Origin of the sequence: Acinetobacter sp. YH12136 (assembly GCF_013418545.1) — a bacterium.
Lineage (GTDB): Bacteria > Pseudomonadota > Gammaproteobacteria > Pseudomonadales > Moraxellaceae > Acinetobacter > Acinetobacter towneri.
Window position 1 is genome coordinate 94,887 of the sequence record NZ_VPBV01000005.1, and the last position, 22,509, is coordinate 117,395.

24 protein-coding genes are annotated in these 22,509 nt (G+C 42.7%); 15 read left to right on the forward strand and 9 right to left on the reverse strand.

Annotated features, from left to right (window positions below):
* Positions 1-38: 38 nt before the first annotated feature.
* Both murJ and ampD read right to left on the reverse strand, forming a co-directional pair.
* The gene (gene murJ, locus FTU71_RS03935; RefSeq protein WP_180111493.1) at positions 39-1,589 is read right to left on the reverse strand and encodes a murein biosynthesis integral membrane protein MurJ; all 1,551 of its coding nucleotides are present in this window, start codon (positions 1,587-1,589) and stop codon (positions 39-41) included.
* Between the two features lie 80 nt (positions 1,590-1,669).
* Positions 1,670-2,239 (reverse strand): 1,6-anhydro-N-acetylmuramyl-L-alanine amidase AmpD, encoded by a 570-nt coding sequence (gene ampD, locus FTU71_RS03940; protein ID WP_168525268.1) that lies wholly within the window; start codon positions 2,237-2,239, stop codon positions 1,670-1,672.
* 177 nt (positions 2,240-2,416) lie between these two features.
* Between ampD and nadC the strand changes: the two genes are divergently transcribed.
* The gene (gene nadC, locus FTU71_RS03945) at positions 2,417-3,262 is read left to right on the forward strand and encodes a carboxylating nicotinate-nucleotide diphosphorylase (protein ID WP_180111495.1); all 846 of its coding nucleotides are present in this window, start codon (positions 2,417-2,419) and stop codon (positions 3,260-3,262) included.
* 106 nt (positions 3,263-3,368) lie between these two features.
* On the opposite strand, the gene FTU71_RS03950 is transcribed toward nadC, so the two are convergent.
* Complete coding sequence (locus FTU71_RS03950) at positions 3,369-3,554, reverse strand: hypothetical protein (protein WP_180111497.1); 186 nt, start codon at positions 3,552-3,554, stop codon at positions 3,369-3,371.
* Positions 3,555-3,716: 162 nt separating this feature from the next.
* A complete protein-coding gene (rph, locus tag FTU71_RS03955; protein WP_096902471.1) occupies positions 3,717-4,433 on the reverse strand; it encodes a ribonuclease PH in 717 nt (238 codons plus the stop codon).
* Positions 4,434-4,637: 204 nt separating this feature from the next.
* On the opposite strand from rph, the gene FTU71_RS03960 reads away from it, so the two are divergent.
* Positions 4,638-5,294 (forward strand): TetR family transcriptional regulator, encoded by a 657-nt coding sequence (locus tag FTU71_RS03960; RefSeq protein WP_136144683.1) that lies wholly within the window; start codon positions 4,638-4,640, stop codon positions 5,292-5,294.
* A 114-nt stretch (positions 5,295-5,408) separates the two neighbouring features.
* On the opposite strand, the gene FTU71_RS03965 is transcribed toward FTU71_RS03960, so the two are convergent.
* The gene (locus FTU71_RS03965) at positions 5,409-6,029 is read right to left on the reverse strand and encodes a thiol:disulfide interchange protein DsbA/DsbL (protein ID WP_168460463.1); all 621 of its coding nucleotides are present in this window, start codon (positions 6,027-6,029) and stop codon (positions 5,409-5,411) included.
* 181 nt (positions 6,030-6,210) lie between these two features.
* Here FTU71_RS03965 and ubiG point away from each other — a divergent pair, with 181 nt between their 5' ends.
* The 9 genes from ubiG to FTU71_RS04010 all read left to right on the forward strand — a co-directional run bounded on the left by ubiG (position 6,211) and on the right by FTU71_RS04010 (position 13,179).
* Positions 6,211-6,927: a bifunctional 2-polyprenyl-6-hydroxyphenol methylase/3-demethylubiquinol 3-O-methyltransferase UbiG gene (gene ubiG, locus FTU71_RS03970; RefSeq protein WP_168417636.1), complete on the forward strand. Its 717-nt coding sequence runs from the start codon at positions 6,211-6,213 to the stop codon at positions 6,925-6,927.
* The gene (locus FTU71_RS03975; RefSeq protein ID WP_180111499.1) at positions 6,924-7,631 is read left to right on the forward strand and encodes an HAD family hydrolase; all 708 of its coding nucleotides are present in this window, start codon (positions 6,924-6,926) and stop codon (positions 7,629-7,631) included. The genes ubiG and FTU71_RS03975 overlap by 4 nt, the downstream gene beginning before the upstream one ends.
* Before the next feature lie 79 nt (positions 7,632-7,710).
* Complete coding sequence (locus FTU71_RS03980; RefSeq protein WP_131261239.1) at positions 7,711-8,457, forward strand: YciK family oxidoreductase; 747 nt, start codon at positions 7,711-7,713, stop codon at positions 8,455-8,457.
* A 207-nt stretch (positions 8,458-8,664) separates the two neighbouring features.
* Positions 8,665-9,084, forward strand: coding sequence for a hypothetical protein (locus tag FTU71_RS03985; protein ID WP_004974057.1), 420 nt, complete (start codon positions 8,665-8,667; stop codon positions 9,082-9,084).
* Between the two features lie 129 nt (positions 9,085-9,213).
* On the forward strand, positions 9,214-9,369 hold the full coding sequence (locus FTU71_RS03990) for a hypothetical protein (protein ID WP_004974054.1): 156 nt from the start codon (positions 9,214-9,216) through the stop codon (positions 9,367-9,369).
* A gap of 246 nt (positions 9,370-9,615) precedes the next feature.
* Entirely contained in the window at positions 9,616-10,005 is a 390-nt protein-coding gene (locus FTU71_RS03995; protein WP_180038256.1) for an RcnB family protein, read from the forward strand.
* A gap of 202 nt (positions 10,006-10,207) precedes the next feature.
* Positions 10,208-10,591 (forward strand): RcnB family protein, encoded by a 384-nt coding sequence (locus tag FTU71_RS04000; protein ID WP_004974051.1) that lies wholly within the window; start codon positions 10,208-10,210, stop codon positions 10,589-10,591.
* Positions 10,592-10,736: 145 nt separating this feature from the next.
* Complete coding sequence (gene argA, locus FTU71_RS04005; protein WP_004974049.1) at positions 10,737-12,083, forward strand: amino-acid N-acetyltransferase; 1,347 nt, start codon at positions 10,737-10,739, stop codon at positions 12,081-12,083.
* Positions 12,084-12,501: 418 nt separating this feature from the next.
* On the forward strand, positions 12,502-13,179 hold the full coding sequence (locus FTU71_RS04010) for a TetR family transcriptional regulator C-terminal domain-containing protein (RefSeq protein WP_136144515.1): 678 nt from the start codon (positions 12,502-12,504) through the stop codon (positions 13,177-13,179).
* Between the two features lie 79 nt (positions 13,180-13,258).
* On the opposite strand, the gene FTU71_RS04015 is transcribed toward FTU71_RS04010, so the two are convergent.
* Positions 13,259-13,825: a 5'-methylthioadenosine/S-adenosylhomocysteine nucleosidase gene (locus FTU71_RS04015; protein WP_136144516.1), complete on the reverse strand. Its 567-nt coding sequence runs from the start codon at positions 13,823-13,825 to the stop codon at positions 13,259-13,261.
* Between the two features lie 207 nt (positions 13,826-14,032).
* Between FTU71_RS04015 and ribF the strand changes: the two genes are divergently transcribed.
* The 4 genes from ribF to FTU71_RS04035 all read left to right on the forward strand — a co-directional run bounded on the left by ribF (position 14,033) and on the right by FTU71_RS04035 (position 18,954).
* On the forward strand, positions 14,033-15,034 hold the full coding sequence (ribF, locus tag FTU71_RS04020) for a bifunctional riboflavin kinase/FAD synthetase (RefSeq protein ID WP_167846425.1): 1,002 nt from the start codon (positions 14,033-14,035) through the stop codon (positions 15,032-15,034).
* 66 nt (positions 15,035-15,100) lie between these two features.
* Positions 15,101-17,947: an isoleucine--tRNA ligase gene (gene ileS, locus FTU71_RS04025; protein ID WP_180111501.1), complete on the forward strand. Its 2,847-nt coding sequence runs from the start codon at positions 15,101-15,103 to the stop codon at positions 17,945-17,947.
* On the forward strand, positions 17,940-18,479 hold the full coding sequence (gene lspA / locus FTU71_RS04030; RefSeq protein WP_004974039.1) for a signal peptidase II: 540 nt from the start codon (positions 17,940-17,942) through the stop codon (positions 18,477-18,479). Before ileS ends, lspA begins: the two co-directional genes overlap by 8 nt.
* A complete protein-coding gene (locus tag FTU71_RS04035; protein ID WP_004974037.1) occupies positions 18,472-18,954 on the forward strand; it encodes a peptidylprolyl isomerase in 483 nt (160 codons plus the stop codon). The genes lspA and FTU71_RS04035 overlap by 8 nt, the downstream gene beginning before the upstream one ends.
* Positions 18,955-19,378: 424 nt before the next feature.
* Here FTU71_RS04035 and FTU71_RS04040 read toward each other — a convergent pair whose 3' ends face one another.
* The 3 genes from FTU71_RS04040 to FTU71_RS04050 form a co-directional block, all read right to left on the reverse strand.
* Positions 19,379-20,548: a PQQ-dependent sugar dehydrogenase gene (locus FTU71_RS04040; RefSeq protein WP_179996505.1), complete on the reverse strand. Its 1,170-nt coding sequence runs from the start codon at positions 20,546-20,548 to the stop codon at positions 19,379-19,381.
* A 191-nt stretch (positions 20,549-20,739) separates the two neighbouring features.
* Positions 20,740-22,098 (reverse strand): MFS transporter, encoded by a 1,359-nt coding sequence (locus FTU71_RS04045; protein WP_004974034.1) that lies wholly within the window; start codon positions 22,096-22,098, stop codon positions 20,740-20,742.
* Between the two features lie 276 nt (positions 22,099-22,374).
* Positions 22,375-22,509 (reverse strand): transposase domain-containing protein (locus tag FTU71_RS04050; RefSeq protein WP_005102097.1); only part of this gene is annotated, 135 nt, incomplete at its 5' end.

Sequence of the window (22,509 nt, forward strand, 5' to 3'; positions counted from 1 at the left end):
TTTAAATTGCGGTATTTTTTCAGATCAACTTCGCTTCATTAAGGTTTTAAATGACGTGGTCTAAAACCCGTTGCCAACAATCCAACCCCATAGGCCACTACGCCCACCACACACAGCGCAGTGACTTCTGCCACACGCATCCATTGTGATACATCACCGTTATACCAAGTTAAGGCATACCACAACGCAGCAATCATCACGGCATTTGCCACTGCAAACTGCACCATGAGTTTTTTCCAGTGCGCACCAAAACGGAAAATCTTGCGTTGATGCAAATAGAAATACAACATGCCTGCATTCACCAAAGCCGAACCTGATGATGCCAGTGCCAATGCCATGTGTTCAGCTTGCCAGTCAATCAGTTTAAAGAAGCCAATAAACACCACGTTTAAAATCGCATTGGCAGCCACAGCCATTAAACCCACACGTACTGGTGTTTTGGTGTCTTGCTGTGCATAAAAACCAGGTGCAAAGACTTTAATCAGCATGAATGAAATCACCCCTGCACTCATACATTGCAAGGCCAAAGCGGTCATTTGCGTATCTTTAAAACTAAACTGACCACGCTCAAACAAGGCTTGGATAATAGGCGTTGATAACATAAACAGTGCAATACTGGCAGGTACACCCACCAAAATAATCACTCGTGCCGCCCAGTCCATCATGCCACGGAATTTGTCCATATTCTGTTCTGCATGACGTGCAGACAGTGACGGTAAAATAACCGTACCAATCGCCACACCAATTAAACCCAGCGGCAACTCTGTCATACGTTCTGCACTATACAACCAAGATACCGAACCATCCTGCATAAAAGAGGCCCAAATGGTATTGAGTAACAGGTTAATTTGCGTGACCGAAACCCCAAACAAAGCAGGCAGCATCAGCTTCATAATCCGATCCACACCTTCATGTTTAAAATCAACCTTGGGGGGAATCAGCAGTTTTTTACGCCACAATTCAGGAATTTGAATTGCAAGTTGTAAAGCCCCCGCAATAATCACTGCCCAGCCCAGCGCCATAATTGGCTCTGCCATGTACGGCGTGAGCCATAGTGCCCCTGCAATCATTGCTAGATTCAGCAATACAGGTGCAAAGGCAGGCGTAGTAAATGAGCCGTAGCTGTTTAAAATACTGCTGGCAAATGCCGTTAACGACATAAACAACAAATAAGGAATGGTCAGGCGGAACATATCTGTCGCCAAAGCAAACTTAGCAGGGTCGCTATGGAAGCCCGGTGCGTAGATATACATCACTGCAGGTGCAGCCACCATGGCAACAAAGGTTAGCCCTGTCATTACTGTCATTAGACAGCCAAAGACCCGACTAATCAGAATTTGTACTTCGGCATGGGTACGACTGGTTTTGTATTCGGTCAGTACCGGAATAAAGGCCTGCGAAAATGCCCCTTCGGCAAACAAGCGCCTGAAAAAGTTGGGAATACGAAACGCCACCACAAAGGTATCGAAATCTTTACCTGCACCAAATACATTCAGCAACACCACGTCACGGACTAATCCAAGTACCCGTGACAGCATGGTCATTGCACTGACAATAAAGGTCGATCGCCAAAGCGCCATCGTTACCACCCAATTAAAAATTTAGTCGCTATTGTAATCAAAGCATCAACAAAGTTTTGTTATTGATTGATCAATTTTTTCTGTAATGTCTAAGCTTTAGCTTGAGATAACTGTTCACGAAAACGCTGCCAGTCAAAAAATGGCCCAGGGTCAGTTTTACGACCAGGGGCAATATCGGAATGCCCTGCAATATGCTGCTGAATACGTGGATACGCCTGTTGCAAGGCCTGCACCACTTGTACCAAACGTGCATACTGTACCTCTTCAAAAGGTAAATCGTCACTGCCTTCCAGCTCAATACCTATCGAATAATCATTACATTCAGGCTGTGCCATATAACTAGAACGCCCTGCATGCCAAGCCCGATCTGCAAAATTGACAAATTGTAGCACTTCGCCTGTTCTTAAAATCAGCAAATGTGCCGACACTTGCATGCCCTGAATAGTCTGAAAATAAGGATGCTGCGACCAATCCAGCTGATTTTGAAAAAACTGCTCAATATAGCCCCCACCAAATTGTGACGGCGGCAAACTAATATTGTGGATAACCAGCAATTGAATCTCTTGGTCTGTCGGACGGGCGTTGAAATTCGGAGATGGGACTTGTCTTGCCCCCTGTAATTGTCCTTCAACCACCTGAAACGACGGCTCATGCTGCATAAGGCAACCCTCAAGCAATTAGAAAAGAAAAATAGAAGTCTATTTTCAGTTTAATGCCAAGCCATGGCAATGAACATCTTAAATTACACCCGAACGTGGCTAAAAAATACATCCAGACGCAGAACAATGCTAATATAACGCGCAATTTTCATGGGCAAAACCGACACGGAAAATCTTATGAGCATCTCTCCATCTTTGCTTGAACACTCTATCCAAATCAATATTCAGCAAGCGCTGCAAGAAGATATTGGCGATGGTGATATTACCGCATTACTGACCCCTGAAGATGAGCAGGCCACTGCGACCATTATCAGCCGCGAAGATATGATTCTGGCAGGCCAGCCGTGGGTAAATGCACTGATTCAAGCTTACGATGCCAATGTTCAAGTCACGTGGTTAAAAAATGATGGCGACCACGTTGCTGCCAATGAAGCCTTTTTGAAATTGGCAGGTTCTGCACGCAGCCTGTTAACGGTAGAACGCCCTGCGCTGAATTTTGTGCAAACCCTGTCTGCTGTTGCGACTAAAACCGCAGCCTATGTGCAACAACTTGAAGGCTTAAATACCAAACTGCTAGATACCCGTAAAACCTTACCGGGTTTACGCATTGCACAAAAATATGCTGTCACGGTCGGTGGTGGACAAAACCATCGTTTAGGCTTATTTGATGCCTTTTTGATTAAAGAAAATCACATTATGGCAGCAGGCGGCATTACTCAGGCAATTGCCAAAGCACATGCCATTGCTCCGGGCAAACCTGTAGAAGTTGAAGTGGAAACTTGGGATGAACTAAATCAAGCCCTTGAAGCCAAAGCTGATATTGTGATGTTGGATAACTTTAGCCAGCAACAAATGATTGATGCGGTCAAGCATGTGGCAGGTCGTTGTAAACTTGAAGCGTCGGGCAACATCACCATTGAAAATTTACGTGAAGTGGCTAGTACAGGCGTAGATTATATTTCGATGGGTGTTTTAACCAAAGATGTCAAAGCTGTGGATTTATCAATGCGTTTTAATGCGTAAACGATTACTTTTAAAATTAAGGGTGCAATCTGCACCCTTAATTTTTTCCAAAAATTGATTTTAAGGAGGCAAATGAGCCTCCTTTTTTTATGCCTCAATTTTGAATTTAATCATCGTCCTTGTTGTCGTTGTCGTTGTCGTTGTCGTTGTCGTTGTCGTTGTCGTTGTCGTTGTCGTTGTCAGAAGCTTGACCGAGTACACTACGATTGTCTTCATTTTCACGCTCAGTACGTGAATCACATGCGGTCAGTAGCAACATCATTGCAGACATTAAAATAATCAGTAATTTCATGGGCATCTTCCTGTTTTAAACATTTTCGATCATCTTAAAAGAATCCATGCATCGGTATTGTATAATTTTGATTCAGCCATCCTGACATGATTCAAGCGCATCCATAAAAAAACGCATCCGAAGATGCGTTTTGAACAGCGGTACAATCTTAGAAAACTTGGTTTACCAACCTAAAGCCTGTTGCTGTTTTTTCACCAATTCCTGAATACCTTTTTCTGCCATTTCCAGCATGGCATTGCACTGCACGCGAGTAAATGGCTTGTCTTCTGCAGTACCCTGAATTTCAATAAATTCACCTGCTTGGGTCATGACTACGTTTAAATCGGTCTGGCAGTTTGAATCTTCTTCATAGCACAAATCCAGTAATACCTCATCTTGGTACATGCCTACAGAAATTGCAGCTACCAAACCTTTTAATGGATCATGCTTAATTTTTTTCTTTTCCAGCAGTACATTCATGGCATCAATTAATGCCACTGCCGCACCTGTAATGGCTGCAGTACGAGTACCGCCATCTGCCTGAATCACATCACAGTCAATGGTAATGGTATTTTCACCCAGTTTTTTTAAATCGACCATGGCACGTAAACTGCGACCAATCAAACGCTGAATTTCCTGTGTACGCCCGCTTTGTTTGCCACGTGCTGCTTCACGGTCACTACGGGTATGCGTTGAACGTGGCAACATGCCATATTCTGCAGTTACCCAACCTTGTCCCTGCCCTTTTAAAAAGCGCGGTACAGAGTTATCAATACTTGCGGTACACAAAACTTTGGTATGACCAAACTCTACCAACACTGAACCTTCAGCATAGCGAGTATAGTTACGGGTAATTTTTACCTCACGTAATTGATCTAAAGCTCGTTGGTCAATACGCATAATGTGTCCTTATTTTTGGCTCAAATAAATTGCCCGCAAGTATAACAGATGCCACAGCGCAGGTCGCTTTTCCAAAGCTTGACGTGTGCTGTTTCGGTAAATTTTGCCTGTATTTTTACAAAGTGGCTTCATTCATCTTTTAGTATTATCGTGAAACACAGGTTTTTGTTAGACTGCGCGGCACTGGCAGAATCAGGAAATACAATGTCGATTCGGGAAGAACGAAAACAACAAAGTCGTCAGGCAATTATGGAGGCAGTGCTGCAACTCAGCAGCGCAGGACGTGCATTTAGCAGCATTAGCTTAAGAGAAATTTCACGACAGATTGGACTGGTGCCCACCGCATTTTATCGGCATTTTCAAGATATGGATGAGTTGGGGCTAGATTTGGTCGATCAAGTTGCCTTGCACATTAAAGGTATTTTGTATCAGTTGGGACAAGCTTATTTATACCAACCCGATGCACAGACCGAAAAGGCATTGACCCTATTTTTTAAATCTGTCGATCAACATCCACAACAATGGATTTTTTTAATTGCCGAACGCTGGGGCGGTTCGACCATTTTACGGCAAGCCATCGCCCGTGAAATTGATTTTTTAATTGAAGATTTAGCTAATGATTTACAACGGGTCGAAAGCGTACAACATTTTCAGCATGCTGAAGATTTTCACATTCTGGCCAATATTTTAATTAATTTATCGTTAAATTGGGCAATGAGCTGGATTGGTTTAGAACGCCAATTTGAAGCCGAAAAATTACCTGAACAACAGCAGCGTTTTATTCAACAAACCATTACTCAAGTACATTTATTATTTCGTGGCATTTGCCACTGGCAACGTCCGCAGCCTGTCGCAGATTAAACATACAACACACTTTTAACCTGCATTAAAAAAACCGCAATGACGTTGCAATCATTGCGGTTTTTAGCGATGCGCTGCTGATTCAGCCTTGCATCATCTTGTTATTGCATCTGCTTATTTCTTAGCTTTACGCTCTTGATCAACCAAGTAGTTCACTACTTGAATCACTTTGCCGTTATCGCCCTGCACAATGTATTTACCATTTACAACCACGGCAGGCACACCCGTCAATTGATACTGACGCGCCAATTGCTTAGCTTGTGAAATTTTAGAAGTGATCGCAAACGAGTTAAACATGCTGTTAAATTTCGCTTCAGGCACGCCATATTTTACAAAGAATTTGGCTTGAGACTGTTGATCAAAAATTTGCTGACCTTTGTCATGAATAGCATGGAACAATGGCAAGTGAGTTTTCTTACGTACGCCCAATGCTTCAGACACATAATAGCCACGCGCATTCATTTCCCATACAGGGTTCATGGCAGCTGGAGTACGCACAAAATTCACATCTTTAGGCAATTTGCGTAACCAAGTCTGCATATATGGCTCTAGGGTAAAGCAGTGGCCACAGCCGTACCAAAAGAACTCACGTACTTCAATTTTACCTGGGACATCCACTTTCCCTGGGTTAGCAACAACGCTGTAATCTTTACCTGCAACAAAATTTGCCGCCATTGCACTACCAGAAATAGCAAAGATGGCCGTTGCCAAACTACCTAAAAGGAATTTTTTCATTGCGTTTATAGTCCTCTAAATCATTCTGTTTAGTTTATGGCAACACTATAAATCAAATATGCCGATTTCGTTTTCCTTCTGTGAACTTTTTTACAGCTTTTATCGCTTTTTTTAGAATTAACGCTACACTAGGGTTTATACATATTTTTACCATCATCACGATTAAATTGAGGTGACACCCATGTCGCAACTGAATGTTGATCCACAAGAAATTGCCAAATTTGAAGCATTTGCAGCCATATGGTGGGATCAGCATTCCGAGTTCCGTCCCCTGCACATGATTAACCCACTGCGCCTGAACTGGATTGATGAGCATGCAGGCGGTTTAGCAGGCAAAAAAGTGCTGGATGTCGGCTGTGGCGGTGGTATTTTGGCAGAAAGTATGGCACGTCGTGGTGCCAATGTACTCGGCATTGATATGGGCGAAGCACCTTTAAATGTGGCACGTATCCATGCTGAGCAAGAAGGCGTAAATAATATTGAGTATCGCCAAATTCCTGTTGAACAACTGGCAGAACAGCAGGCTGGTCAGTACGATGTCGTGACCTGTATGGAAATGTTAGAGCACGTACCCGACCCAGCCTCTATTATTCAAGCCTGCCAAAAACTGGTCAAACCAGGTGGTCATGTATTTTTCTCCACCATTAACCGCAATCCAAAATCATACTTATTTGCCATTATTGGTGCAGAATATGTGTTGCGTATGCTGGCCAAAGGTACGCACGATTATCATAAATTTATTAAACCATCTGAATTGGCACATGACATTCGCCAAGCGGGTTTAAAACTCAAAGATATGACGGGTTTACACTACAACCCACTGACTAAACGTTATTGGTTGGCACCTAATGTTGATGTGAACTACATGGTTTACACGGTCAATGAGGCAACAGAATGAAAGCCGTTTTATTCGATCTCGATGGCACCTTAATTGATACCGCTGCAGATTTTATTCGCATCATTCAAGACATGTGCCGCGACAAAGGCTGTGAGATTGTGGCAGCAGAAGCCATTCGTACACAGGTGTCTGAAGGTGCACGGGCTATGGTAAAACTGGTCTATCCAGAACTTGAGGTGGATGACCCTGTATTTCTTGCGCATCGACAACGCTTTTTAGACCTGTACGGCGCAGATATTGCGGTAGAAACCGATCTGTTCGAGGGTATGTATCCACTACTCGAAGCGTTGGAACAGCGTCAAATTCCGTGGGGAATTGTCACCAATAAACCGCGCTGGCTCAGTGAAGCCTTACTCAAGGCACTGAATTTAACTGACCGCTGTGCGGTTTTGGTCTGCCCTGAAGATGTCAGCCACACCAAACCTGACCCAGAACCTATGTATTTGGCGGCCAAACAGATTGAAATTGCCCCTGAAGATTGTATTTATGTGGGCGACCATCCACGTGATATTGATGCAGGCCGCAATGCCAATATGTACACCATTCTGGCCGCTTACGGTTATTTACCGTTGCAACACAAAGATGACTTAACAGCGTGGCAAGCAGATTGTATAGTGGATTCAGTCGCTGAATTACATACGGTTTTAGATAAATTGCTGCTGCAAGCCGCAACATCAACAAGCAGCCTAAATGCCAATGCCTGAGTTGGTTGTATAACACCTATCAAAGCACGAATATCACCTAAAACATGACCAATAAAAAATCAATATAGGAGGGATGACCATGAAATATTCAGAATATCAACCTCGCCCCGATCTGTTAAAAGATCGCATTATCCTCATTACCGGTGCGGGAGATGGTATTGGACGTGCCGCTGCACTCAGTTATGCCCTGCATGGGGCCACCGTGGTACTGCATGGTCGTACTCTCAATAAACTTGAAGTCATTTATGATGAAATTGAAAGTTTAGGTGCACCACAACCTGCTATTTTACCGCTGCAACTATCTAGCGCATCGCCACGTGACTATGAGTTACTGGTCGATACCCTAGAGAAACAATTCGGACGTTTAGACGGTATTTTGCACAACGCAGGCATTTTAGGTGAACGCACCGAGTTGGCCAATTACCCTGCAGATGTCTGGGACGATGTCATGGCGGTAAATTTACGTGCACCTTTTGTCTTGACTCAGGAATTATTGCCGCTCTTGGCAAAATCAGAACATGCCTCGGTGGTATTTGCCAGTTCAGGGGTTGGCCGTGAAGCACGTGAACGCTGGGGGGCTTATTCAGTTTCTAAAATTGCGATTGAAGCAGTCAGCCAATTATTTGCCAAAGAGCAAGTTCACCCGAATATTCGCTACAACTGCATTAATCCAGGTGCGACCCGCACAGCCATGCGTGCCAAAGCCTATCCAGATGAAGATCCAAAAACCTTACCAACACCCGATGCAATCATGCCTGCCTATTTATATTTAATGGGCGATGACAGCTTACACATGAACGGTCAAAGTATTGATGCACAGGATTAGTTCTGTCGTTTGATCCGAAGAAAGGAAGCGCTTGCTTCCTTTTTTATGGACTTAACCTAGCATATTGCCAATTTTTGCACATTGATTTGCGGTAAAATGGCATCGCACAAGCATTTTCAGGTTTCTATCCTGCCTATTTTTGGCAATGCAAAGCCTGATTACCATGCTTCCACATCTCAATTCAACCTCAACGATGCAGAGAGCAACATGACTGAATTAAACAACATCACCGTGACACCACTTGAAGATGGTATGGTGTCTTTACTGATTGATGGTCAGCCTATTTCTGAAAAATATGGCATGAAGTTTGAAGCCAGCATCGTAGATGACATTCAGGCACTCGACAACGGTCAGAAAATCAAACTGTTTGATCAGTTTGTATTTTCACATACCGACCTTAATTTTGAACATGCTTACCACTATGTCACAGGCATTGAAAAACTGGACGATGCCTACAAAGTGGTTAAAAACTTTGTTTATCGTATTAAAATTGAAGGGCAACCTGAAATTGAACACGTGATTAGCAAGCAAGGCGCACCAATGAGTACTGAAGATGTACGCGAATTTATCAATGCACATATTCAAAAATCATTGACCGACTACACCGATTTAAACTACGCCTATTAAGCAAAACTCATGGCAACGGTGGCAATAATCGTTTTATTGGATTGTTTTTATAAAATTATACGGTTTTCCAAATCAATATACATCACCTATGCTTGATGTATCTCCACAACAAGCATTAGGTAAATTGTGATGACTGATATTCAACGTAAAACTGCCGTGATTCAAAGTATTGAAAGCTTGCAATTAGGTCAGCATTTAATTGTGGCTTTGGATGATCGTGAAACAGCCGAATGTGTTGCCATCGCTGTGCAATCTTTACAAGGCTTAACTGAACATTGGAACTAAAGCAGACCATAGCAGTACGCTGCTATGGTGATGTCTCATCCTTTCCTTAGCACAAGAAAAATCATCCCACCCCTATTTTCTGAGCGATAGCTACTAAATTTCGTATTTTGTCGCATAATAGAATCAATACCATGCCGCATCCTGCAGAGCGTATTTAAAAAATTCATGTGCTTTCTTCACAGTTTCTCTGCATTTAACGGTTAAAGTATGAACTGTGATATCAAGATGAGAGAATGAGGGGTTTACATGAAAAAGATTTTGACAGTTCTGGCAATGTCTTTCAGTGCTTTACTAAGCAGCAATTTTGCAACTGCCGCTCCTCAATTTGATCGAGACTCAGCTGACCATCCTCGTCACCAAGCACAAAATAAACGTGAATTTCGTGCCGATGCTGAAGAGCGTATGCAAGACAAACGCCGCATGCGTGAAGAACGTGGTGTAAAACGTCTACAGCAACATAAATGGCAAACGGGTTATGTCATGCCGCAGCATTATCGTGGCAATGGTTATAAAGTCGATTATCAGGAACATAACTTGCCCCGCCCTGAACGCAAACAACAATGGTATAAAATCAACCAAGACTACATTTTGGTCGATGTCGAAAATCACCATATTTTGCGTATCGCAGGTTTATAGACCTACTGTTGTACATACACAATATCTAAATACATAGCCCAAAGCTCACTTTGGGCTTTTTTTATAGAGCGATAGTCCGCTCAGGCTCTCCTTGTTTTCTCCATAAAATTCACAATTCACCTCAATTTCCACCATCATTTATCTTGAGTATTTGACTAATTTGGACACATCTACCCCATATTTAAAACTGAAGGTAAGTCGCATGAAAAAATTACTCAGCACCTTAGCACTGTCTTTAAGCGCAATCATGGCAACATCGGCTATGGCAGCACCCGACCATCGTTATGATGATCGTCGTCATCAAGCGAGTGCCACCTATAAACATCACGACAAGCGTTGGGACAATCCACGTCATCATGCACAGTGGGAACAAAAGCGTTATGATCAAAAACGCGTGAATCCAAGTCGTGACTGGCGTGTAGGTCAAAACCTCCCACGCGGATATGATGCGAACCGCTACAAAGTCAGTGATCGTGAAGCACGTCGTTTACCCAACACAGGTCGTTATCAGCAGTGGTATAAAGTCAACGGTGACTATGTGCTGATTAATGAGCGCACCCAGCGTATTATTCGTATTATTGGCTAAAACCGTTCAGCCTGAGCTGAAAAATAGCATTTCTCCACAACACCTGAAGCACCATTCAGGTGTTTTTTTATATTTAGTCTTCCGCTGCAGAATTTTTTGATTAGAATCAAAGACAGCACCATCGATCATTACAGCAGGCCAACGAATGACTCCAACTGAAAACCCGCACAGCACAACCTTACAATATGTGCATTGGTTTAGACATTCTGCGCCTTATATCAATGCCCACCGCAATAAAACCTTTGTGATTATGTTCGATGGTGAAGCGGTTTTGCATGAAAACTTTCAGCACATTATTCATGATATTGCCCTACTACACTCGCTTGGTATTCGTTTGATTTTGGTACATGGTGCGCGTCCACAAATTAATCAAAACTTAAAATTCAGCCAAATTGATACACCGTTTCATTTGCAACGTCGTGTCACCACTCGTGAATCTTTATCGTGTGTCATGAATGCTGTCGGTTCAATTCGCCTGCAAATTGAAGCCTTATTGTCGATGGGGCTAGCTAACTCCCCTATGTACGGCGCACGGATTGATGTGGTGTCGGGTAACTTTATCACCGCCAAACCGTATGGCATTCGTGATGGGGTCGATTATCAACTGACTGGCGAAGTCCGCACTGTAGATGTCGATGCCATTCAACGCCATTTAGAAAATCATAATATTGTGTTGCTCGGTCCAACAGGTTATTCCACCACAGGTGAAGTGTTTAACTTGTTGGCTGAAGAAGTGGCAACTAAAACTGCCATTCAATTAAAAGCTGACAAACTGATTTTCTTAGGCGCGCAGCACGGTTTGCAGAATGCCGAAGGTCAATTGCAACGTGAAGTTCATCCGCAACATTTAAATCCATATATTGAAGATGCTCAGCGACATCATCCTGAATTGGCTTTACACTTAAATGCAGCCCAAGATGCCTCATTAAACGGCGTACATCGGGTACATCTCATTTCCTATGCCTACGATGGTGCTTTACTCGAAGAACTGTTTACCCGTGATGGTTCAGGGACGATGGTGAGTGATGCACATTATGAAGAAGTGCGTACGGCCAATATTCAGGATGTAGGCGGTTTGATTCGTTTATTACGTCCTTTAGAAGAAGAAGGCGTGTTGGTATATCGTTCACGTGAGCGTCTGGAAAATGAAATTGGACAATTTGCAGTGATTGAACGTGACGGCATGATTCTCGCCTGTGCCGCCTTGTACCCCATTCCGACCACAGGTCATGAACTCAAGTCGGCCGAAATTGCCTGTGTCGCGGTGCATCCTGCTTATCGTAAATCCAACCGTGGTCGCCAAATTCTGGATTATTTAGAAGATAAAGCCAAAACCATGGGTATTCAGCAATTATTTATTTTAACCACTCGCACCGCACACTGGTTTTTAGAACAGGGCTTTGCACCTGCCAGTGTCGATGATTTACCCGATGCACGTCAGGCTTTATATAACTATCAACGCAACTCAATTGTGTGTAAAAAACGGCTCTAAGCGAAACTTTTGGTACGCTGAATGACACAGCACAATCAAAACCCAGAAATGTTTCACGTGGAACATGCTGCCGATTAAATCAGGTCATCACACCTATACCTGTCAGCACGACAGTGTAGGGATGATCAAAATTGGCAGCATCCACACCACTGTTTAGTTTTTTTAAATAAAATTGATGCAAGGCAGGAAGAAACTTTACTTTTATCATTTATATAGAAAATTCAAAAAACTTATTCATTCAGTCAGAAAATACAAAAACAAGATACTCCCCCTCTCTAATCATGCTTTTCACGGATTTAATAGCTAAACTACAGAATAAACTAAAAATATTTTAAAAATACATCTTTAAAAGATGCACAAGCCTGATGATTTGCCGTACAATTAATAATTCCCTTTTTTCATTGTTTTAAAATTACGAATGGAACAAAAAAAGAGTACACAAAAACGCCATCAGCTTCTCAATGCTGCACTCGACGTATTTTCTTTATACGGATTTAGCGGCGCGAGTTTGGACGAAATCGCACAAATTGCAGAGATGCATAAGTCGAATATTTTCTATTATTATGAAAATAAAGAAGCCTTATATGTTGAAGTACTAACTACAGTACTACAAAAATGGCTTGCACCTTTGCAAATGCTCGAAGCTGAACTCGAGCCTGATGAAGCAATTACCAATTATCTGCTGCAGAAAATTGAGGTTTCACGTACTCAGCCGAAAGCATCACGTCTATTTGCATTAGAAGTGATTCAAGGTGCGCCACATATTCAAGAAATTTTAAAAGGCCCTCTGAAAAAACTGGTCAAACGCAAAGCCAAAGTCATTACCATGTGGCAAGAGCAAGGCAAACTGTCTAAGCAGATTGATCCTGAATTGCTTATTTTGAATATTTGGGCGATTACCCAAAACTATGCCGACTTTGCAACGCAAATGGAAATGGTGACAGGTAAAACCCTGCGCAACCGCAGCATGTTGCAACGTGTCTTGCAACATACAGTTCACATGATGCTCTACGGTATTATGCCGCGTCAGGACGAAGTGGATGCACCTCAAGCCGCTGTGGTCACTGCCACACCTGAACAAGAATCAGAAGACTAATTGCACAGCACTAACTAAGATACGCACTTTTACTCACGACCCTAGTTATGACTAGGGTCGTGGCGTTTTGGCAACGATATTATTTAAGACCCTGATACAAAGACAATAGTTTTTGCGCACCCAACAACAAGTTTTCTTCCCAGTCTAAATGCGCTGTATCATTGGCACCATCGGTAATATATTTCACCGACAGCATCCGCACCCCTAATTTTTTACAGACTTTGGCAATCGCATAGCCTTCCATGTCAACCAACTGACACGGTACTTTGGGCGTACCCGTTTCAAAGCTATCCCCCGTACCACAAATACCACTTGGCAAATGCTCAAAATAGCGTTCCAAATGAATTTCTGCAGGATGTTCCTGATCCATTGGCGTGACCCCCACCTGAAAACCCAACGGAGAAACATCCATATCGCGCTGCACAAACTGGCAGACTTCCACCAAAGCATGTGCATCAAAATGTGAGCTGCCAGCTGTGCCTAAATTCAATAAAGTTTTACAACCTGTCTTTTGAATCACTTCAAAGGCTTTAAATGCAGCATTGACCTTGCCAATGCCACTGTAATGCACCTGAATCCCAGCCTGCTCAAACAAGCCTTTAGACTCACTGGGCAATGCCATAATTAAAGCGAAATCAGAATTCATCACTATTTACTCGTACAGATCATTGAAACTGGGCACATTAGAAAAGAAAATCTGACGCGGTGCAAATCCAGTTCACCTTTAGCGCTCAAATAGTCGGATTTTGCCTGATTTTCAGATAATTTTTCAGGTTAAAAACACAACAGCAAGACGAAAGCGCGAGAATATGGCAATATATAGCCCTTACAAATTTTCAACTTTCATCCGATCATGCAGCTGCTCCGCCTGAATGCTTTATCTTCAACCACCGACCTCGCCCAAACTGCCGTGACCATTGGCAATTTTGATGGTGTGCATGTCGGTCATCAGGCGATGATTCAACAGCTCAAAGAAGTTGCTGCGGCGCAACAACTCAAAACCGTGGTGATGCTGTTTGAACCTCAACCATTGGAATTTTTTAAAGGCTACGATGCCCCACCACGCATCAGCTCGTTGCGGGAAAAAGTCGAATATCTGACCGAATTGGGCGTCGACTACATTGCAGTAGCGAAATTTGACAATCATTTCCGCAGTTTAAGTGCCGAAGCCTTTGCAAAACTTTTAAAAAATAGCCTGAATGCCTCGCATTTGGTCTTGGGCGATGACTTCCATTTTGGTAAAAACCGCCAAGGCAATAGCGAATTTTTACGCAACTATGGCTTTCAGGTCACCAATTTAAACACCATTGAACTGAATGGTGAGCGTGTTAGCTCAACTCGTATTCGTCAAACTTTACAAGCAGGTGATTTGGCACTGGCAGCCAAACTGCTTGGACGCCCATATAGCATTACAGGGCGCGTCCAATATGGCGATCAAATTGGTCGCACACTTGATTTTCCAACCATTAATGTACGCTTAAACCGCCATAAACCCTGCTTAAATGGCATTTATGGCGTTGAAGTGGTCTGTGAAACCACCGCTTTAAGCGAAAAAGTCAAACACGATCATCCTCACAAAACGGGTGTTGCAGGCTACAGCCCGAACAGTCTGTTTGGTGCAGGGCATGTAGGTACGCGCCCAGCCATCCAACAAGTACAGCCCGAATGGCGATTAGAAGTACATTTCCCCAATGTTTCTGCTAATCTGTATGGCTTATTAATGCGGGTCACATTTTTAAACTATTTACATGGCGAAAAAAATTACCCTTCGCTTGAAGCACTCAAAGCGGGAATTGATGATGATGTTGAAAAACTTCTTGAATTTCGACAAGATCATCCAAATTTCCCTTTTTAATTTACCCTAAATATTTAATGTAAAACGCGTCAGTCCATGGGCTGATTCAACTGGAAGACAACTTGCATGAGCGATAAGCAAACTCCTGAAAATGCAGTGGATTATAAAGCCACGCTAAACCTCCCAGGTACTGAATTTGCAATGAAAGCAAATCTCGCAGTACGTGAAGCGAAATGGTTAGAAGAGTGGTATGCCGACAACATTTATCAGCAGATTCGTGCATCGCGTATTGGCAAGAAAAAATATGTGCTTCACGATGGCCCTCCGTATGCCAATGGTCAAATTCACTTGGGTCACGCGGTCAATAAAGTCCTGAAAGACATTATTATTAAAAGCCGTGTCATGGATGGTTTTGACGCACCCTACGTTCCGGGTTGGGACTGTCACGGTTTACCAATTGAACTTAAAGTAGAAGAAAAAGTGGGTAAGGTGGGTGTAAAAGTCGATGCTTCGACTTTCCGTAAAGCCTGTCGCGAATATGCTTACACCCAAGTCGAATTACAGAAAAAAGACTTCGTGCGTATGGGTGTATTTGGTGATTGGGACAATCCTTACCTCACCATGAACTTCAAGCAAGAAGCCGATATCGTGCGTTCATTGGGTGCAATTGCCAAAGCAGGTCATATTGAACCGGGTCTTAAACCTGTGAACTGGTGTTTGGACTGTGGTTCTGCATTGGCAGAAGCCGAAGTTGAATATGAAGATAAAAAATCCGATGCAATTGATGTCGGTTTTGCTGTGGTCGATTTAGCCGATTTATCTGCACGTTTGGATGTGCAAGTGAATGATGCCACTGACATCGTCATTTGGACGACTACACCGTGGACTTTACCTGCGAACCAAGCCGTTGCATTACATGCCGAAATTGAATACCAATTGGTGAAGGCACGTGCCGATGAAAAAGCACCACAAAACTTTATTTTGGCCAAAGAATTGGTACTGTCAGCAACTGAACGCTATGGCTTTAGCAGCTATGAAGTATTGGCTGACTTCACAGGTGACAAACTCGAAAACCTGATCTTACAACATCCACTGATTCAAGCACGCCAAGTACCTGTGATTTTAGGTGAACACGTGACCGCAACAAGCGGTACAGGTGCAGTACATACCGCGCCTGGACATGGTGTGGACGACTATAAAGTTGGCTTACAATACAACCTAAAAGTTGACAATCCTGTCGGTGGCAATGGCGTATATTTACCTACTGCACCAATCTTTGCAGGCGAACACATCTACAAAGCCAATCCACAAATTATTGCGACTTTGGCAGAAAACAATAAGCTGTGGGCACATCACCCAATCAAACACAGCTATCCGCACTGCTGGCGTCATAAAACTCCAATTATTTTCCGCGCTACACCACAATGGTTTATCAGCATGGATGCCAAAGGTTTACGTCAAGGCGCACTGAATGCGATTGAAAATGACATCAGCTTTGTACCTGATTGGGGTAAAAACCGTATCCAAGCGATGATTGAAGGTCGCCCAGACTGGTGTATTTCACGTCAGCGTACTTGGGGTGTGCCAATTCCATTCTTTGTACACAAAGATACCAACGAATTGCACCCACGCACACCTGAATTGATCGAAGAAGTTGCAAAACTGATCGAACAAGAAGGGATTGATGGTTGGTACAACCGTGAAGCCAAAGACTTCATTGGCGAGGATGCCGAGCACTACAATGCAGTACGCGACACCTTAGACGTTTGGTTCGACTCAGGTACGACGCATTATGCAGTTCTACGTGAGCGTGAAGAGTTACAAGACCCAGCCGATTTATATCTTGAAGGTTCAGACCAACACCGTGGCTGGTTCCAGTCTTCATTGCTCACCTCAATTGCGATCAATGAACGCGCACCATACAAAGGCTTGTTAACCCACGGCTTTGTAGTGGATGAAAAAGGTCGCAAAATGTCGAAATCGTTGGGTAACATCATTACTCCACAAGACATTATTAAAGACATGGGTGCAGACGGCTTACGCTTCTGGATTGCATCGGCAGATTACCGCTATGAAATGACCGCAGGTAAGGAAATCTTTAGCCGTGCCTCTGACGGTTATCGTCGTATCCGTAATACTTTGCGTTTCTTGTTGGCTAACTTAAATGGTTTCAAACCCGCTACAGATGCTCTGCCTGTAGATCAGTTGATTGCACTGGATCAATACATCCTGCAACGTGCCGCAGAAGTACAGAAAACCATTCAGCAAGCCTATGAAGATATGAACTTCCATATCGTAACCAGTGCGCTGACCAACTTCTGTATTAATGACTTGGGTGGTTTCTACCTCGATATCATCAAAGACCGTCAGTACACCACCAAAGCAGACTCGCAAGCACGTCATTCTGCACAAACTGCTTTGTATCACTTGGTTCAGGCTTTCGTTCGTTGGATGGCGCCAATCTTAAGCTTTACTGCACAAGAAGCATGGCCGCTAATTCCTGAGCAATCAGAAAAATATGTCTTCACTGCAGAATGGTATGACATCCCAGTGGCTTCTGAAGCCAACATACTGGCAGAAGCGGAATGGCAAACCCTGATCGCTGTTAAATCTGCCGTCAATAAATTCATTGAAGCTGCACGTACCGCCAAAACAGTCGGTTCCAACTTATCTGCTAAAGTTGAACTTTGGGCGAATGACGAACTCAAAGCCGTATTGGATAAACTAGGCGATGAGCTACGTTTTGTCCTGATTACCTCACAAGTGGTTGTGAATGGCTTTGATGCTGCACAAGGTGAAGCCTCTGATTTAGATGGCTTGAACGTGAAAGTTTCTGCAGCAGATGGCGAAAAATGTGTACGTTGCTGGCATGTACTCCCTGATGTGAATACACATTCTGCACATCCAGGTTTGTGCTCACGTTGTATTATCAACCTTCCAACAGGTCAAGGCGAAGAGAGAAAATATGCCTAATCCACAACACAAAAAGGGCTTATTCCAGTTCTATCCACATAATTTATGGTGGGTGGGCTTGTCCATTGTCGCGATTATTCTCGACCAATGGACCAAATGGATTGCAGTATCGCATCTGAATTACGCAGATCCAGTGCCTGTATTGCCCTTTTTGAATTGGACTTTACTGCATAACTATGGCGCTGCCTTTAGTTTCTTGTCCGATGCAGGTGGATGGCAACGTTATTTCTTTACCTCACTGGCAGGTTTAGTGTCTGTAATTTTTGTATTTTGGCTAATGCGTATGCCAAAAAATGTCATCGTACTGCCTTTGGCGATTGCCTTGATTTTAGGCGGTGCGATTGGGAATTTAATTGATCGGGTCAGTCTTGGCTACGTGGTCGATTTTATTCACGTGTACTACAACAACAGCCACTTCCCTGCCTTTAATATTGCAGACAGTGCCATCACACTTGGCACCATTCTGCTGTTAATTGATACGTTTTTCCTAGAAAAGCACCGAATTGAACGAGCGCAGGCGCAACATGACTGAAATTATTAATCCAAATGATGAAACTCGTATTGAAGATGGCTCAAAAGTCGAATTGCACTTTTCTGTCGCCATTGAAAATGGTGTAGAAATTGACAACACCCGTAGCCGCGCTGAACCTGTAAGTTTGGTCATGGGCGATGGCAGCCTATTACCTGGTTTTGAAAAGTCATTATTTGGTTTACGTGCAGGTGACCGTCGTACCGTGAGTCTTCCACCTGAAGAAGCATTTGGTCCATGGAATCCTGAAAACGTACAAACTTTTGATACGGTTAAATTTGAGCAACATCCAGTTGAAGGACACATGATTGAATTTGAAGATAAAGCCAAACAAAGCCTCTATGGCGTGGTGAAATCTGTCAACGATGATGTGACTGAAGTAGACTTTAACCACCCTTTAGCGGGTAAAAATATTACCTTTGAAGTTGAAATCTTTAGAGTGACCCCAGCAGGACAACAAGGTATTAAGTTGATGTAATCAATTTGCATACTTACTGCATCTTTCTGCTGTTCAAATCTCCCAAGTACAAGAAAATGAATTTGGGAGATTTTTTATTGAATAAGATAATTATTAAATATAATCAAATACTTAAAATTAAATAAATCCAGTTTATTGATCTATATTTTACCGATATATCGTTGTACGTTTTAGCTTACATGCACTGCAGAAAATTGACGCTAGGCAAAGATCAGCTTTCATTTTATATTTAACACATACAGAAACAGGATGTTTCTAAAAGCAAGAATAACAATAATAAATAATATAACGGCAGGACGCTGAAAGGTATAACAGGAGTAATACCTAAACATAAATCTGAAAAAGCCCCGACATGATGTTGGGGCTTTTTTCTATTTGTTTTTTGTCCTACTTTGAAATAAGTTTAGACCTGAAGAAATTTATTTTATGGAGCCACCAATTTAAGCAATCTGGCAGATTGACCATCTTCAATCACCCAAATATTGCCATCCTGTGCTTGAAGTACGCCACGAATCCGCTGACCCATCTCGATACGCTGTAACTCCCGAACAGGCTGTGCTTGCGTATCCACCACAATAATTGCTTTTGAAGATAAACCACCAAGAATGGCTTTATGCTTCCAGTGTGGAAATACATCTCCCGTATAAAACATCAAACTTGAGGGAGAGATGACAGGCGTCCAATCCAGCACTGGGGCTGTAAATTCAGGACGAGTCGCATGGTCTGGAATTGGCAAACTATTATAATGATCACCGTTCGACACCAACGGATAGCCATAGTTTTCGCCCTTGACAATCAGATTCAACTCATCACCCCCTTTAGGTCCCATTTCTGCAACCCAAAGCTGCCCTGTAGAATCGAATGCCATGCCTAAAGGGTTGCGATGCCCCAAACTCCAGACTTGCTTGGCAATCTCTCCATGTGTTTGAAATGGATTGTCTAAAGGTGTTGTACCATCTGTATTTAAACGTAAAATTTTACCTAAATTAGATTTTAAATCCTGAGCAGGTTCAAACTTTTGTCGCTCACCAGAACTTATCCATAATTTGCCATCTGCCCCAAACTTTATACGATGCGCATAATGTCCTTGTCCCGATACTTTCGGCACTTGCTGCCAGATTCTTTGAGTTTCGGTGAGTTTTGGCGTGGGTTTAGCATCTAATACAAGCTTGCCCCGAATCACGACTGCACCGTAACCACCCGTACCCACTTCGGCATAACTTAAATAAATCTGCTGATTCTGTTGAAATTCAGGATCTAAAATGACATCACCCAAACCACCTTGTCCGCCATAGGCGACTTCAGGGATAGCTTGAACATCTAAGCTTTGACCTGTTTTTGGATCAAAAAGTTTTAATTTCCCCGCTTTTTCTGTAATTAATAGGCGTCCATCGGGTAATTCTGCCAATGCCCACGGCTCATTAAAATCTGCAATTGGCTGTATTTGATAGCGTTGTAAATTTTGTGCAGAAGTTGATTTTGACTCTAAAGCAGCCGTGTTCTGTTTCGGCTCAACTTGCGCATTACACCCTGTAGTTAAACCCAATACAACTAGACATATAAATCCATAGTATTGCCGATTTATCTTGAGCATCCTAATTGCTCCTCTATTCATTCAATCTTTGCTTGTGCTAATCAAGACATCATAATCAATGAAATGTACCTCGTGCACAGTAGAAATGTAGCGATACACACTTTCTTACTTAAATCTTCTACAAAGTGAATAGGCAAAAAATTAAGGAGCAATGCTCCTTAATTTCAAAGTCCCAAAACACTAACGATCAATTAACTATAAGATCGGCTGGCTTTTTTAACCACGCTTGGCTCACTCACCACCTGTGATGTACTTTGTAAACGAATCAGTGCTACTGCAATTGCACCAATCACTGCAGGAATCGCCACCGCCAAAAAGTTCATTTTATGTGGTAAATCCATGCCCAAAAGTACGCCAATAATAATAGGGCCTACAATCGCACCGACACGCCCCACTGCAGAAGCACAGCCGATACCTGTAGAACGAATCGTAAGTGGATAATACTGAGCAACAAAGCTATACAATAAAATACTGCTGCCAATGGCAGAAGCACCTGCTAAGCCCACCAATAAATAAATCACAGGCTGTGGTGAATTAAAGCCTAGACCCACTAGAGAGAATGCGCCCAATAAAAACATGCCAATAATCACAGGTTTTAAGTGGAAACGGTCTGCTAAAATCCCGCCACTGATGGTTCCGATCACAGCACCAATGTTCATCGCCATTAAGAACATTAAACTGTTACCCAGCGAATAACCTGCTGCCATCATCAGTTTTGGCAACCAACTGCCCAAAGCATAAACCATCAACAAACACATAAAGAAGCAGCACCAAAACAGCAAAGTACTCATGCCACGGTTATTTTTAAATAAGGCTGCAATTGAGGCATCTGCGGTTTGTACTTCATTTAATACAAATTGTGTTTGTGGGCTGATATTTTCTTGTGGGCTAATTTGCTGGACGATGTGACGCGCTTTTTCATGTTGCTGTTTTTTCACCAAAAAAGTTAAAGATTCTGGTAAGAAAAACCACAATAAAGGCAAAATAAGTAACGGTAATCCCGCAATATAGAACATCACTTCCCAGCCAAAGCTAGGCGTCAACCATGCACCAAGTAAGGCTGCCATAATGCCGCCCACGGCATAGCCGCTGAACATGGTGGTAACTAAGGTACTACGCATTTTTTGTGGTGCATATTCAGAGGTTAAAGCCACGAGGTTAGGCAATACCCCGCCAATCCCTAAACCTGCAATAAAACGTAAAATACCAAACTCTGTTGGGTTGGATGCAAAGCCGCCCCAAAAAGTAAAGCCACTAAATAACGTCACACAAATTAATATGACATTTTTACGGCCAATTTTGTCTGCCAACATGCCAAACAGCATGGCGCCAAACATCATGCCTGCCAGTGCCGTACTCGCAAGCATACCTGCCTGTACAGCCGTCATATTCCATTCTTGCATCAGTAGTGGTAAAGCCACACCGTTAATCGCCAAATCATAACCGTCAAAAATAACGACAAATACGCACCAAAGTACAATTTTTAAATGAAAAGGTTTAAACTTTGCTTGATCCACTACAGCATTCACATTCATTGTTGTTGCTGTCATTTTTCCCTCACCTCCAATTGTGAGCTTTTTATTTTATAAAAAATGAATGGTTATTCACTTTTGTATATAAAATGAATCAATATTCACTTTTTGTCTACAGCAAAAACTTAACTCTGGTTAATTTTCTTAAAAACCTAGACTAAAGTTGTAGATAAATTCGACTAAATAGACTTGCAGTAATTTATGATATTTTGATATATGCTATATTTTTCACATAATTTATTATTGTAAATATATTGTTTTAAACGTAAGCGTCCGCTGAATCCCATACCAATTTTAATTCGATTTAGGTTTCCAGCAGTGTGGCAGTAACTCTTCAATCTGGGTCACTTTATGTGTCGGTAACCTTTTCAGCACATCACTTAAATAGGCATACGGATCCAAGCCATTCAGCTTTGCTGACTGGATTAA